Here is a 13,434-nt window from a genome sequence, read left to right as displayed (position 1 = left end):
TATCAACATATCTGGCGTTGATTTTTGGCACGCTGTTGAGTTCTCAAGGAACGGACGCTTCCTTCGTACTCACCCTCTCGGGCTTTCCTCCGGGCGCTTCCCTTCGTGTTCCCAAACTCTATCAGTGAATTTCCGTCTCTCTGACCACCGTTCCGCGGACATGCGAAACGAGACCCCGAGATAGGATCTGACAATTTGGGTGCTGCCTGGCCAGGACGCATGACTCGCATCGCTCGGCCTCAAGCAGGTGTATGACTCTACATCGGGCTCCGGAGCCGACGCAAATCGTTTCCGCCGGGCCCGACGTCCACCGGCCGGATCCTCTCGCGCGGAACCGTCAGTTCCCATGACTTACGCTGCTCAACAGGGCGCCGTCCGGGACAGGCAGTGACGGGCCCCCTATGAATCCCCGCCCCCGGGAGGCTTCCCATGACCACCGTGACGTCCCCTCTTGCAGGACGCACCATCGGACTCACCGCTGTACCCGATCCGGTCTTCTCCGGGGCCATGGTGGGCCCCGGTACCGCGATCGACCCCGTCCGGGAGGCTTCCGCGGCCGTCGCCCCCATCGACGGCGTCATCGTCTCGCTCCACCCGCACGCCTTCGTCGTGGTCGACGAGGAGGGGCACGGAGTGCTGACGCACCTCGGCATCGACACCGTTCAGCTCAACGGCGAGGGTTTCGAACTGCTCGTCAACAAGGGGGACACCGTGCGGCGCGGCCAGTCCGTGGTGCGCTGGGACCCGGCCGCCGTCGAAGCGGCCGGCAAGTCCCCCATCTGTCCCGTCGTGGCACTCGAGGCCACCGCCGAGTCCCTCTCCGACGTCAGCGTTGACGGCGAAGTGAAGGCTGGCGACGCTCTTTTCAGCTGGCGCTGACCTCATCGCCGTCAGCGACGGCACGCACAGCACGACAACACGGCGGCAGGCCCGCCGCTCTATCGGAGACGGGTGACATGGAGACAACGCTGCGAGGCGTCGGCGTGAGCCACGGTGTGGCGATCGGCGAGGTTCGGCACATGGGGACGGCGGTGCTCGAGCCGCCTGCCAAGCAGATACCGCCGCAGGACGCGGAGCGCGAACAGGGGCGCGCCCGCCAAGCCGTGGAAGCCGTCGCGGCCGATCTGATGGCGCGGGGCAATCTGGCGGGCGGTGAGGCGCAGGGCGTCCTCGAGGCCCAGGCCATGATGGCGCAGGACCCGGAGCTGATGGCCGACGTCGAGCGGCGTATCGCGGTGGGAAGCACGGCGGAGCGTGGTGTGTACGACGCGTTCGCCTCGTACCGCGCGCTGCTGGCGAATGCCGGTGAGTACCTCGCGGGCCGTGTGGCGGACCTCGACGACGTGCGGAACCGTATCGTCGCCCGGCTGCTCGGTGTGCCGATGCCCGGTGTGCCCGACAGCGACGAGCCGTACGTCCTCATCGCCCGTGACCTCGCGCCGGCCGACACGGCTCTGCTGGACCCGACGCTCGTCCTCGGTTTCGTCACCGAGGAGGGCGGGCCGACGAGTCACAGCGCGATCCTGGCGCGGGCGCTCGGTGTGCCCGCCGTGGTGGCGCTGCCGGGAGCCGGTGAGCTGGCCGAGGGCACCATGGTCGCCGTGGACGGCAGCACCGGTGAGATCTTCGTGGACCCGAGTGCGGAGAAGAAGGCCGAGATGGAGGCCGCGGCGGCTGCGCGCCGGGCAGCGCTCGCCGCGTCGTCCGGGCCCGGTGCGACCTCCGACGGGCACAAGGTGCCGCTGCTGGCCAATATCGGTGGTCCCTCGGACGTTCCGGCGGCGGTCGAGGCCGGTGCCGAGGGCGTGGGTCTGTTCCGCACCGAGTTCCTCTTCCTGGACGACAGCAAGAACGCGCCGTCCGAGGAGAAGCAGGTCGAGGCGTACCGCAAGGTGCTCGAAGCGTTCCCCGAGGGACGGGTCGTGGTGCGTGTGCTGGACGCGGGTGCCGACAAACCGCTCGACTTCCTGACGCCTGCCGACGAGCCGAACCCGGCGCTGGGCGTGCGTGGTCTGCGGTCGCTGCTCGATCACCCCGACGTGCTGCGTACGCAGCTGACGGCGCTGGCGAAGGCGTCCGAGGGTCTGCCCGTCTATCTGGAGGTCATGGCTCCGATGGTCGCGGACCGCGCGGATGCCAAGGCGTTCGCCGACGCGTGCCGGGCGGCCGGGCTGCAGGCGAAGTTCGGTGCCATGGTCGAGATCCCGTCGGCCTCGCTGCGGGCGCGCTCGATCCTGCAGGAGGTGGAGTTCCTGTCGCTGGGGACCAACGACCTCGCGCAGTACACCTTCGCCGCCGACCGTCAGGTGGGCGCCGTGTCCCGGCTCCAGGACCCGTGGCAGCCCGCGCTGCTCGACCTGGTCGCGATGTCCGCCGAGGCGGCCCACGCCGAGGGCAAGAGCTGCGGTGTCTGCGGCGAGGCCGCTTCGGACCCGCTGCTGGCGTGTGTGCTGACGGGTCTGGGTGTCACCTCCCTCTCCATGGGCGCGGCGTCGATTCCCTACGTCCGGGCGACGCTGGCCAAGTACACGCTGGCGCAGTGCGAGCGGGCCGCGGCGGCCGCGCGTGCCTGCGACAGCGCCGAGGAAGCGCGCACGGCGGCTCAGGCGGTGCTGTCCGGCGAGTAGTCGTCGGGCCGCGCGCCGGCTGCGCCGGATGGCTTCGATCATGGGGCGCCCCACCTGCCGGGTGGGGCGCCCCACGTGTGTTCAGTGGTCGTGTGCGGTCGTGGGCCGCCCTTCGTCGCCCAGGTCCGGCGGGACGCAGTAGTCGACGCCCGATTCCGGGGAGACGAGGTCGCCGGATTCGACGTCCGTGCAGTAGGCGTCGAAGACCTCCCCGGCGGTGAGCGGCTCCAGTCCTTCGCCCCGCAGGCGCCAGCCGTAGACCCGGTCGGTCGTGCCGGGCGTGCTGGTGCGCATGACGAGGCCGCCGGCGGTCCGGGTGGCGATGCCCAGGGCGAGGACGGTGGTGAACTCCAGGGCCTCGCCCTCGTCGAGGTGCGGTGTCCCGCGCTCGTCGTCGCTGCGCAGGACCGCGACCAGTGCCTCGGGCTCGGTGGAGACGCTGCACACGAGGTGCCGGTCGCCGGGGCCGGAGACTTCGAGGATGCGGACGAGCAGCTCCGAGGCGCGCAGGAAGGCGGCTCGGCCGATGTCCTCGCCGCAGGCCGCGCAGGTGCCGATGCGGGACAGGAGTGTGGTCGCGTACTCCCAGGTCGCCCGGCGGACGGCTTCGTCGATGAGGTGGGGGACGAGGGTGTCGAGGGTCTGGCCCTCATAGGGGACGGTCGCGCCGGTCGCGGCGAGCTCCGCCGTGAAGCGGGTGCGGGCGGCCGCGGTGTCGGGGTCCAGGTCGTGCTCGGCGCAGAATTCCGCGTACTCCTCGGGGTCGAAGAGCGCCACCGTGGTGTGGCCGCCCTGGGAGGCGAGGGTCCGGAGCAGGGTTTCCACCTGCTGGAGATAGCTCGCGTGGTCGTCGAAGGTGAAGGTGCGGTAGCGCCGCCGCATCGCGGTGAAGTCCTGCTCGTCGGTCAGCAGGCCGATGGTGCCGGCGATTTCGCGGCGCAGGACGCGTCGCATGGTCCGGTGCTGGGTGTGCGCCATGATTTCCCCCTGAGCGCGGTGATCAATGCTCACTCACCGTAACCGGCGGCACTGACAACGCCTTCCGGTCCGCGCCCTCGCGGGCCGGTCAGGCGCGGTCGCGGGCCAGTTCCGCGTAGAAGCGGAGGAGGTCGAGGTTGTCGACGGAGCCGGGATTGACGGCCTTTTCGAGGGGGGTGCCCTGGAGGAGGCGTTTGACCGGTACCTCGATGCGCTTGCCGGTCAGGGTGTGGGGTACGCCGGGGACCTCGATGACCTCGTCGGGGATGTGGCGGGGTGAGAGCTGTTCCCGGATGGTCTGTTTGATGCGGCCGAGGAGGGCCTCGTCGAGTACGGCTCCCGGTGCGAGGTGGACGAAGAGGGGCATCCAGTAGCCGCCGTCGGCCTGTTCGATGCCGATGACGAGGGACTCGCGGATCTCCGGGAGGCGTTCGACCGCTTCGTAGATGTCGGCCGAGCCCATGCGGACGCCCTGGCGGTTGAGGGTGGAGTCCGAGCGGCCGTGGATGACGACGGAGCCGCGCGAGGTGACGGTGATCCAGTCGCCGTGGCGCCACACTCCGGGGTAGGTGTCGAAGTAGCTGTCGTGGTAGCGGCTGCCGTCGGGGTCGTTCCAGAAGCGGATCGGCATGGACGGCATGGGGTTGGTCACGACGAGTTCGCCGACCTCGTCGGTGACGGGTCTGCCGCTGGGGTCCCAGGACTGGAGGTCGGTGCCGAGGCCCGGGGCCTGGAGTTCGCCGATGTGCACGGGGAGGGTGGGGACCGCTCCCGCGAAGCAGGAGCACACGTCGGTGCCGCCGCTGACGGACGCGATCCAGAGGTCGTCGCGTACCTCGTCGTGCAGCCAGCGGAATCCGTCGGGCGGCAGGGGCGAGCCGGTGGTGGCGACGCACTTGACGCGGGAGAGGTCGTAGTCGCGGGAGGGGTGGACGTCCGCCTTGCGGCAGGCCATGACGTACGCGGCCGAGGTGCCGTACAGGGTGGCGCCGGTGCGTTCGGCGATGCGCCACTGGGCGCCGGTGTCCGGGTGGCCGGGGCTGCCGTCGTAGAGGACGATCGTGGTGCCCGTCAGGAGGCCGGAGACGAGGAAGTTCCACATCATCCAGCCGGTGGACGTGTACCAGAAGAAGCGGTCCTCGGGGCCCAGGTCGCAGTGCAGGCCGAGCTGTTTGAGGTGCTCGACGAGGATGCCGCCCTGGGACTGGACGATGGCCTTGGGGAGGCCGGTCGTGCCGGAGGAGTAGAGCACCCAGAGGGGATGGTCGAAAGGCACCTCTTCGTAGACGGGTGCCACGTCCGCCGAGGTGAGGGCGGACCATTCCAGGGTGCCTTCGGGGGGATCGGTGCCGAGGAGCGGGATGTGGACGACGGCGCGCAGGGTGGGCAGTTCGCGGCGCAGTTCGGCGACCGTGTCCCGGCGGTCGTGCTCCTTGCCTCCGTAGCGGTAGCCGTCGACCGTGAAGAGGACGACGGGTTCGACCTGCTGGAAGCGGTCGAGGACGCTGCGGGCGCCGAAGTCCGGGGCGCAGGACGTCCACACGCCGCCGACGGCGGCGGTGGCGAGGAGGGCGACCACGGCCTGCGGGACGTTCGGGAGGTATCCGCTGACGCGGTCCCCCGGGCGCACGCCCAGGGCACGCAGTTCGGCGGCCAGGGAGCCGACCTGTCGGCGTAGTGCGGTCCAGCTGACGGGGCGGGGCTCGTGGGTCTCGTCGACGTACAGGAGGGCGGGTTCGTCCGCTCGGGTGTCGGCCGCGCGCAGGGCGTGCTCGGCGTAGTTGAGGGTGGCGCCGGGGAACCACTGGGCCCCCGGCATCGAGCGGTCGCCGAGCACGCGCGCATAAGGGGTGGAGAACCGAACGCCGAACCACTCGGTCACGGCCTGCCAGAAGGTGTCCAGTTCGTCCACGGACCACCGGTGGAGGGCGGCGTAACCGCCGTCGGCGGGGGCTCCGTGGTGTTCGGCGGCCCAGGTGTGGAACCGGGTGATCTGTGCCTGGGTGATGCGTTCCCGGTCGGGCTGCCAGAGCGGTGAGGGGTTCGGTGAGGTCATGGGGCGGCTCCCGGACTGCGCGCGTCGTGTGCGTGGACCGCGCACGGCTCGGGTGTGCGCGTCACGCGGCTGGGACGGACGATGCCATGTGATCGACTTTCACACCAGGGCGGGCCCCACATGGTCGGGCTCGTGAACATGTGGTCCTACCACGGGTGAACGGAAGCTGAACGAAGCGGTCGTAGGCCCATTCGGGTGGCAGGCTGAGCAGCATGAACGGTCGTGACCTGGTGCGTTCGATGAAAGCGGTCGGTTCGGCGGGGGCGGTCCAGGGCTTGCTCACCGTGCGGGCCGCGTGGCGCAGGAGGCGTACCGACGCCTCCGGGCTGCCGCCGCGGGGCGCCGAACGCGCGCGGGTTCCCGGGCCCGTGCTGTCCGTGGAGCCGGCGCCCGGCGGCGGTGTCGTCCGCTTCACCCGGTCGGAGCTGCGCATCACCGTCACGGCCGGCGGGGCGCTCTTCTGGGGGTGGGACGGAGCGGGGCCGGGGCCCTCGTACGCGCTGGCGGACGCCGCTCCCGAACCGGACCCGCGGGCCGTGCTCGAGCCCGACAAGGACGGTGCCTGGCGGGTGGTGGCGGAGCGGATGACGGTCGTCGTGTCCCGGCACGGCGCCGTGGAGGTGCTCACGCCGGGCGGGGTGAGTCTGCGGCGTGATCTGCCGCCGCGGTGGTGGGAGCCGGTAGGCGGTGGTCCCGCGCGCTGGATGCAGCGGTCCGAAGTGGCGGCGGACGCGCGGTTCTTCGGGCTCGGCGGGCGGGCGTCGGGGCCGCGGCTGCGGGGCGGGGTGTACCGGCTGTGGAACAGCGACCCCGGGCGGGCCTTCGGTCCGGGTGACGATCCGCTGTACCTCACCATGCCGGTGCAGATGGTGGTGGCCGACGCGGCCACGCATCTCGTGTTCCACGACAGTTCCTGGGACGGCTCCGTGACCCTGCGCGAGGGCGAGGAGGGTGCCGGGTCCGGGCACGACCGGGTGGGGACGAGTGAACTGCGCATGGACGGGGGGCCGTTGCGCTGCTGGGTGATGGTGGGCACTCCCGCGCGCGTGCTGCAGACCTGGTCCTCGCTGACCGGCGCGGCCGCGCTGCCGCCTGCCTGGGCCCTGGGGCACCAGCACGCGCGGGAGGACTTCGGGAACGAGCAGGAGGTACGGCGGGTCGTCGGCGGGTACCACGAGCGCGGGCTGCCGTTGGACGCCGTACATCTCGGCATCGACCATTTCGAGGCGCGGCGGGTGTTCACCGTCGACCGTGACCGCTTCCCGAAACTGCCGGTCCTCGCGGAGGAGTTGCTGCGGGACGGGATCCGGTTGGTGTCGGCCGTGGATCCGGCGGTCGGGGCGGAACCCGGAAACGCCGTGTACGACAGCGGCAGCGCCGAGGACGCCTTCGTGCGGGACGCCGCCGGAGAGGTGGTGCGCGGCGTGGCGCGGCCGGGCGAGGTGGTCCATCCGGACTTCACGCGCGCGCGTACGCGCCGGTGGTGGGGCGCGCTGTACGAGGAGCGGCTCGCGCAGGGCTTCGCCGGTTTCCGGCACGACATGAACGAGCCGGTGTCCTTCGCCGCGTTCGGTGAGTCGACGCTGCCCCGTTCGGCGCGGCACGACCTGGAGGGCCGGGGCGGCGATCACCGGGAGGCGCACAACGTGTACGCGCTCGCCATGGCGAGGGCGGCCTTCGAGGGGCTCCGTGAACTGGCGCCGCAGGAGCGGCCGTTCCTGATCTCTCGCTCGGGGTGGGCCGGGATGCAGCGTTACGGAGGGACCTGGTCCGGGGACGTGGCCACGGGGTGGCCGGGTGTGCGGGCGTCGCTGTCGCTGGTGATGGGGCTCGGTCTCAGCGGAGTGCCCTACTCTGGACCGGACGTGGGAGGTTCCGACGGCCGCCCGTCCCCCGAGCTGTATCTGCGGTGGTTCCAGCTGGGCGCGTACCTGCCGTTCTTCCGTACACACGGGGGTCCGCGGGCGGGGCGCAGGGAGCCCTGGGAGTTCGGTGACGAGGTCCTGGAGCACGCGCGTGCGGCGCTTGTCGAGCGGCGGCGGCTGCTGCCGTACTTCATGACGCTGGCGCATCTGGCCCGGCGTTCGGGGGCGCCGTACGTGCGGCCGTTGTGGTGGGGCGCACCGGAGGACAGGGCGTTGCGGGACTGCGAGGACGCCTTCCTGCTCGGTGACTGTCTCCTGGTGGCCCCTGTGCTGGATCCGGGTACGGACCGGCGTGCGGTGCAACTGCCGCGGGGCCGCTGGTACGACGTGGTGACCGAGGAGGCGTACGAGGGGCCCGCGCAGGTGCTGCTCGACGCTCCTCTGTCGCGCGTTCCGGTCCTGGTCCGCGCGGGCGCGGTCCTGCCGGTGCGGGGCGACGACGGTTCCGTGGAGCTGGAGGTGTGGGCGCCCGCCCGCGGACGGACCGGGGGCGGGCTGGTGGTCGTCGACTCCGGGGACGGCTGGGCGGAGCCGGAGGTCGAGCGGTATGTGACGCGCCGACAGGGCGGGCGCGTGGTCGTCGAGCGGGACGGGGACGACGGCCCGGGCGCGCCGTCCCTTCCCGTACGGGTACGAGGGCTGGAGTCCTGATCGCCTGGCGTCCGGGCGCAATCTCGGGGGTCCTTACACGTACCGGCCCTCGAACCAGGCCCGGGCCGCCAGGGTGTGCAGCGGGAAGGCGAGTTCGGCCGCCCCGCGCAGCAGGTGCCAGCCCTCGGTCTCGTCCGTCGCGGCGGACGGCGGCAGGTCGGTCGCCGGGCGCTCCGGGAGGGCTCCGAAGAGGAGCAGGTGCCCGTCGGGTGAGCTCAGTGCGTCGACGAGCCGGACGTCACGGCTCGCCGCGACGATGCCCGTCTCCTCCTTGAGCTCACGGACGACGGCCTGCCGCCAGTCCTCCTGGTGGTCGATGAACCCTCCGGGGAGGGCGATGCCCCCGCGCGCGGGGGCTATGGTCCGGGTGATGACGACCAGGGCCGCGCCCTTCGTGTCGTACACGGGCTGCAGGGCCACCGCGACCGGCAACGGGTTGCGGTAGGCCACGGCGCCGCAGGAGGTACAGGTGCGGGGCCAGCCGGAGACGTCTTCTCCGTAGGCTGCGCCGCAGCTCGAACAGTGGGTGCCCGGCGCGGAGTTGGCGGGCGGGTTCTGGGATGGGGACACGCCCGGGACTGTATCCGATGATCACAAGGACGTTTTGGCTGGCCGCCTCGAAGGGGGCCTCAGGGAGAGGCGACGAGCGACTTGGCCGACACCGGGAAGTCGAAGTACGTGTCGGGGTATGCCTCGGGCTTGTGGGTGAAGTGCCACCACTCCTCGGCCAGGTTCACGAAGCCGAGACCTTCGAGGGTGTCCTTTAGGAGCAGTCTGTTGGCCCGCTGGGTCCCCTGGACACGCGGGTCGAGCGTGTGCGACAGGGTGTCGAAGCAGTCGTACCCGGTGCCCATGTCCACGGAGTTGTCGGGGAAGCGCTCGTCCTGGGGCGCGAAGCAGGGCACGAGGGCCTCTCCGGGGACGTACGGCCGCGTCGGCTTCGCCGGAACCTTCACGAGCGTGAGATCCACGGTCGAGCCCCGGCTGTGGCCGGACTTCTCGGCGATGTAACCGTCCTCGAACAGGCGGGTCTTGTCGACGTGCGGGTAGAACTCGCCCTTCATGGTCTGGTCGTCGAGGTCCTCGGCCCAGCGGACGAAGTGGTCGACGGCGCGCTGGGGCCGGTAGCAGTCGTAGACCTTCAGGGAGTACCCCTGGGGCAGCAGGTGCCGCTGGGCCGCGCGCAGGGCCTCGGCGGCGGGCCTGGTGAGGATGCAGAGCGGTTGCCGGTAGCCGTCGACGCGCTCGCCGACGAAGTTGTGCGGGGTGAAGTAGCGGATGTCCTGGATGATCGTGCGGTCCACGGACGCGAGGGCCACGAAGTCCGAGGGGGCCTTCGGTCCTGGGGTCGCCCGTGAGGTGGCGGAGGCGCCGGTGACGGCGAGCAGGGCGGCGAGCGCGATGACGAGACCGCGTACCGCTGTGGTGAGTCGGGTCATGACCATGCGTCTATCAGGCGCGGGTTCGCCGGGGGAAGCGGTCGGATACGAAAGTGCTCCGCTGCGGTCCGTACCGGCAGGAACGGCCGGAACCACCCCCGTGGGCCCCGGCCGCCCCTACCGATGGTCGGACGCACAGGAGGCCCCGGCGGTTCTCGCCGGCGCGCTCCGGACCCCTGCCCGATCGGCGGGGTCCGTGGCAGACTTCTGACGTTCCGTCAGATCCCGTGCCGTGGAGGAACCGTGTCCCGCACCCGTACCCCCGTGGTCCCCGGCTGGTTCACCGGCGAGGGAGAGGACTTCCGGCTCCTCGGCACGCGCTGCTCGGCCTGCGCGTCCGTGTTCTTCCCCCGGGAAGACGCCTTCTGCCGCAATCCGGGTTGCTCGGGTGGCGATCTGGTGGAGGTGACACTGTCCAAACGCGGTCGTATCTGGTCCTACACGGACAGTCGGTACCGTCCGCCGTCACCCTACGTGTCCGATCCGGAACTCACATGGCGTCCCCACACGTTGATCGCTGTGGAGCTGCGGGCCGAGCGCCTCGTGGTGCTCGGGCAGGCGGTTCCCGGGGTCTCCGTCGCCGATCTGACGGTGGGCATGGAGGTGGAGGCCGTCCCCGGCGTACTGAACGAGGACGCGGAGACGACCTGGACGACCTGGCACTGGCGGCCGACGGGGGCGAAGGGAGTGGGGGCATGACGGGTGATGTGGCGGTGCTCGGTGCGGGCATGCACCCCTGGGGCAAGTGGGGCCGGGGTTTCGTCGAGTACGGGACGGTGGCCGCGCGCGAGGCGCTGTCCGACGCGGGCCTCGACTGGCGGGAGGTCGGCTCGGTCGTCGGCGCGGGCACGGTGCGGGGCGGCTATCCCGGGTACGTGGCGGGGGCGACGTTCGCCAAGGCACTGGGTTGGCAGGGAGCGCGGGTGGCGAGCGTGTACGCCGCGTGTGCCTCCGGGGCGCAGGCCGTCGCCACCGCACGGGCGCAGATCCTCTCGGGGCTCGCGGACGTGGTGCTCGTGGTGGGTGCGGACGCGGCGCCGAAGGGGTTCTTCCGGCCCGCGGGCGGGGACAGGCCCGACGATCCGGACTGGCTGCGGTTCCGTGTCCTGGGGGCGACGAATCCGACGTACTTCGGGCTGTACGCGCGGCGGCGGATGGCGGTCCACGGGGACACCCTGGAGGACTTCGCGCAGGTCAAGGTGAAGAACGCGGCGATGGGCGCGCTGAACCCGAACGCCCGCTACCGCAAGCCGGTCACGGCCGGGGAGGTCGCGGCGTCGGCCGTGGTCGCGGATCCGCTGCGGCTGCTCGACATCTGCGCGACCTCGGACGGTGCGGCGGCGCTGGTGCTGTCCAGCATGGAGTTCGCACGGCGGCACGGAGCGGCGGATCCGGTACGGATCCGCGCGGTGTCCACGGTGACACCGCGCTATCCCCACACGGTCCTCGACCTGCCCGACATCGCGACGGACTCGGCGGTCGCGGCGGAGCCGTCCGCCGACACGTTCCGCGCGTCCGTCGCGAGGGCGGCGTACGAGGAGGCGGGGATCGGCCCGGAGGACCTCTCGCTCGCCGAGGTCTACGACCTGTCCACGGCCCTGGAGTTGCAGTGGTACGAGGACCTCGGGCTGTGCGGCGAGGGCGAGGCCCCCAAGCTCCTGCGGGAGGGCACGACAACCCTGGGCGGACGTATACCCGTCAACGTCAGCGGCGGGCTCTCCTCCTTCGGCGAGGCCGTTCCCGCGCAGGCCATCGCCCAGGTCTGCGAGCTCACCCGGCAGTTGCGGGGCACGGCGGGTGACCGGCAGGTCGTGGGGGCTCGGGCCGCAATCACCGCGAACCAGGGGCTGTTCGGGCACGGATCGTCCGTGATCGCCGTCAGATGAGGCGACAGGCAGCCTCCACAGGACCACGGGCACGCTGTGTGACCGGCACGGAATCGTGCGTGAACAGCTCGTGAACCGGGCCTGGGCGTCCGCGGGTGCCGCCATCATGCTGACGTGCCCTCCTGGACGGATACTCTCCGATTCGCCTTCCAGCCGGTTGTCAACCTCACGACCGGAGGGGTCGCGGCGCTGGAGATACTCGTCCGCCCCGAGTCCGGAGACGTACTCGCCCAGGCCCGCCGGGACCCCGAACTCGACGGCACGCTGGCCGCGTCGGCGATGCGTGCGGCCGCCCGGCAGGAGACGCTCCTGCCGCTCCACGTGAACGTGTTCGCCGGCACCCTCGCCGATCTCGGCGGTCTCGCCGCGCTCCGCGACGCGGTGCGCGAGGCCGGGCGCATGCCGTGGGAGATCACGGTCGATGTCGGCCCGCCCTTCACCCATGTGCCGCACCGGGCGCTGGTCGAGGCGGTGGCGGCGCTGCGCGAGGAGGGCTTCCACATCTGCGCGGACGGCATCGGCGACGGGGACGTACCCCTGCGGGTGCTGGCGGACCTGGCGCCCGGCCTGGTGAAACTGGACGCGTCCCTGTTGTCGCGGCCCGCCGTGGTGCGGGCGATGCGGACCCTGTGCGAGCAGCTCGGCGCGCTGCTGTCGGTCGAGGGGGTGGAGACCGAGTCGCAGTGCGCGGCGGCGCTCGCGGCGGGCGCGCAACTGGCGCAGGGTGATCTGTTCGGGCCTCCGGCCCGCAGGCCCGCGGCGGATGTGTACGTGCCGGCCCTCTCCCCCGTCGCCGCGGCGGTGCCGCCCGACGGGCCGCCCGACGGGCCGCCCGTGCGGCAGTTCGTACGGCCCGCCGCGCTGTTGCCCGCTGTCGCGTCCGCGGGGCAGGTGCGGGCGCTGCTGACCGGATCGCCCGAGGTGTCCGGGGTGGTGCTCGTCGACGCCGCGGGGGTGCCCGTACGGTCGGTGCAGCGGTCGCGGTTCCTGCTGTCGATGTCGGCGCGCTACGGGCACGCCCTGTACGCCGACCGGCCGGCCGCCCGGCTCGGCGATCCGCCGCGTACGGTCGGGGTCGACGCCACCGCGTGGGAGGTCCTCGACGTGGTGGCGGACGGGGCGCGTGACCGTACGTCGGACGACGTGGCGGTCGTCGACCGGCTCGGGCGCTGCGTGGGCGTCGTACGACTGGCCGATCTCGTACGGGCGCTCGCCGAGAGCCGCGTGGAGGAGGCGGCCGGGCTCAATCCGCTCACCCGGCTGCCCGGTTCGGACGCCATCACCGAAGAGGTGGACCGGCGGATCCTCGGCGGCCGGCTGTTCTCGTTGAGCTGGCTGGACGTCGACGGCTTCAAGCAGGTCAACGACGGTGCGGGGTTCGCGGCGGGCGACGAGCTGATCCGCGCGGTGGGACGGGCGCTGCAGGCCGCGGCGGCCGGGGCCACCCGGGTGGGGCACATCGGCGGCGACGACTTCCTGGTCCTGGCGGACCCGGACGGGCTCGATCCGCTGGCCGCGTCCGTGCTCGACGCTCCCTGGTCGGCGGGCGGGCCGGCCGTCACGCTGTCCCTCGCGACCGTGCTGTGCGCTCCGGGGAGTGTGACCGACCACCGTCAGGCCGCCGCCTGTCTGGCCCCTCTCAAGAAGGCCGCCAAGGCCCTGCGCGGGACCAGCTGGGTGCTGGGCCGTGCGGGGGTGCAGGGTCACGAGGTCCGGCGCGGGTCGGACGCGGCACCGGCCCCGGCCGGCAGCCGGGCCTGAGCGGTCGAGGATCCGGGGCGCCGGGGCGGACCGCCGGCCGTCGGTCGGTGGGAGGCGTGCCCGTGAACCGTTGTCGCCCGCGACCTTGACGCTCCCACAGTGCCGGTGAAC

Annotated in this window: 10 protein-coding genes; 6 read left to right on the top strand and 4 right to left on the bottom strand. The window is 72.0% G+C overall.

Features of this window, described 5'->3' with window-relative positions:
* Positions 1-429: 429 nt before the first annotated feature.
* Both ACFYXC_RS27275 and ptsP read left to right on the top strand, forming a co-directional pair.
* The gene (locus ACFYXC_RS27275) at positions 430-879 is read left to right on the top strand and encodes a PTS glucose transporter subunit IIA (RefSeq protein WP_388918525.1); all 450 of its coding nucleotides are present in this window, start codon (positions 430-432) and stop codon (positions 877-879) included.
* Between the two features lie 77 nt (positions 880-956).
* Positions 957-2,627, top strand: coding sequence for a phosphoenolpyruvate--protein phosphotransferase (ptsP, locus tag ACFYXC_RS27270; protein ID WP_388918522.1), 1,671 nt, complete (start codon positions 957-959; stop codon positions 2,625-2,627).
* Positions 2,628-2,708: 81 nt separating this feature from the next.
* On the opposite strand, the gene ACFYXC_RS27265 is transcribed toward ptsP, so the two are convergent.
* Positions 2,709-3,605 (bottom strand): hypothetical protein, encoded by an 897-nt coding sequence (locus ACFYXC_RS27265; protein ID WP_389554406.1) that lies wholly within the window; start codon positions 3,603-3,605, stop codon positions 2,709-2,711.
* A gap of 88 nt (positions 3,606-3,693) precedes the next feature.
* Positions 3,694-5,661: an acetoacetate--CoA ligase gene (locus tag ACFYXC_RS27260; RefSeq protein ID WP_389554405.1), complete on the bottom strand. Its 1,968-nt coding sequence runs from the start codon at positions 5,659-5,661 to the stop codon at positions 3,694-3,696.
* 212 nt (positions 5,662-5,873) lie between these two features.
* Here ACFYXC_RS27260 and ACFYXC_RS27255 point away from each other — a divergent pair, with 212 nt between their 5' ends.
* Entirely contained in the window at positions 5,874-8,237 is a 2,364-nt protein-coding gene (locus tag ACFYXC_RS27255) for a glycoside hydrolase family 31 protein (RefSeq protein WP_389554403.1), read from the top strand.
* 33 nt (positions 8,238-8,270) lie between these two features.
* Here the strand turns inward: ACFYXC_RS27255 and ACFYXC_RS27250 are convergent, their stop codons facing one another.
* On the bottom strand, positions 8,271-8,807 hold the full coding sequence (locus ACFYXC_RS27250; RefSeq protein WP_388918511.1) for an NUDIX domain-containing protein: 537 nt from the start codon (positions 8,805-8,807) through the stop codon (positions 8,271-8,273).
* 59 nt (positions 8,808-8,866) lie between these two features.
* On the bottom strand, positions 8,867-9,676 hold the full coding sequence (locus ACFYXC_RS27245) for a M15 family metallopeptidase (protein ID WP_389554401.1): 810 nt from the start codon (positions 9,674-9,676) through the stop codon (positions 8,867-8,869).
* 264 nt (positions 9,677-9,940) lie between these two features.
* Between ACFYXC_RS27245 and ACFYXC_RS27240 the strand changes: the two genes are divergently transcribed.
* The 3 genes from ACFYXC_RS27240 (at position 9,941) to ACFYXC_RS27230 (ending at position 13,323) form a co-directional block, all read left to right on the top strand.
* Positions 9,941-10,375, top strand: coding sequence for a Zn-ribbon domain-containing OB-fold protein (locus tag ACFYXC_RS27240; protein WP_389554427.1), 435 nt, complete (start codon positions 9,941-9,943; stop codon positions 10,373-10,375).
* Positions 10,372-11,562: a lipid-transfer protein gene (locus ACFYXC_RS27235; protein WP_389554399.1), complete on the top strand. Its 1,191-nt coding sequence runs from the start codon at positions 10,372-10,374 to the stop codon at positions 11,560-11,562. Before ACFYXC_RS27240 ends, ACFYXC_RS27235 begins: the two co-directional genes overlap by 4 nt.
* Before the next feature lie 114 nt (positions 11,563-11,676).
* Positions 11,677-13,323 (top strand): EAL domain-containing protein, encoded by a 1,647-nt coding sequence (locus ACFYXC_RS27230; protein WP_389554397.1) that lies wholly within the window; start codon positions 11,677-11,679, stop codon positions 13,321-13,323.
* Positions 13,324-13,434 lie beyond the last annotated feature (111 nt).

It is taken from the genome of Streptomyces sp. NPDC002701, assembly GCF_042889045.1.
Taxonomy (GTDB): Bacteria; Actinomycetota; Actinomycetes; order Streptomycetales; family Streptomycetaceae; genus Streptomyces.
Note: the sequence above shows the minus strand (reverse complement) of the source record. Positions and strands in the feature narration are given on the sequence as shown.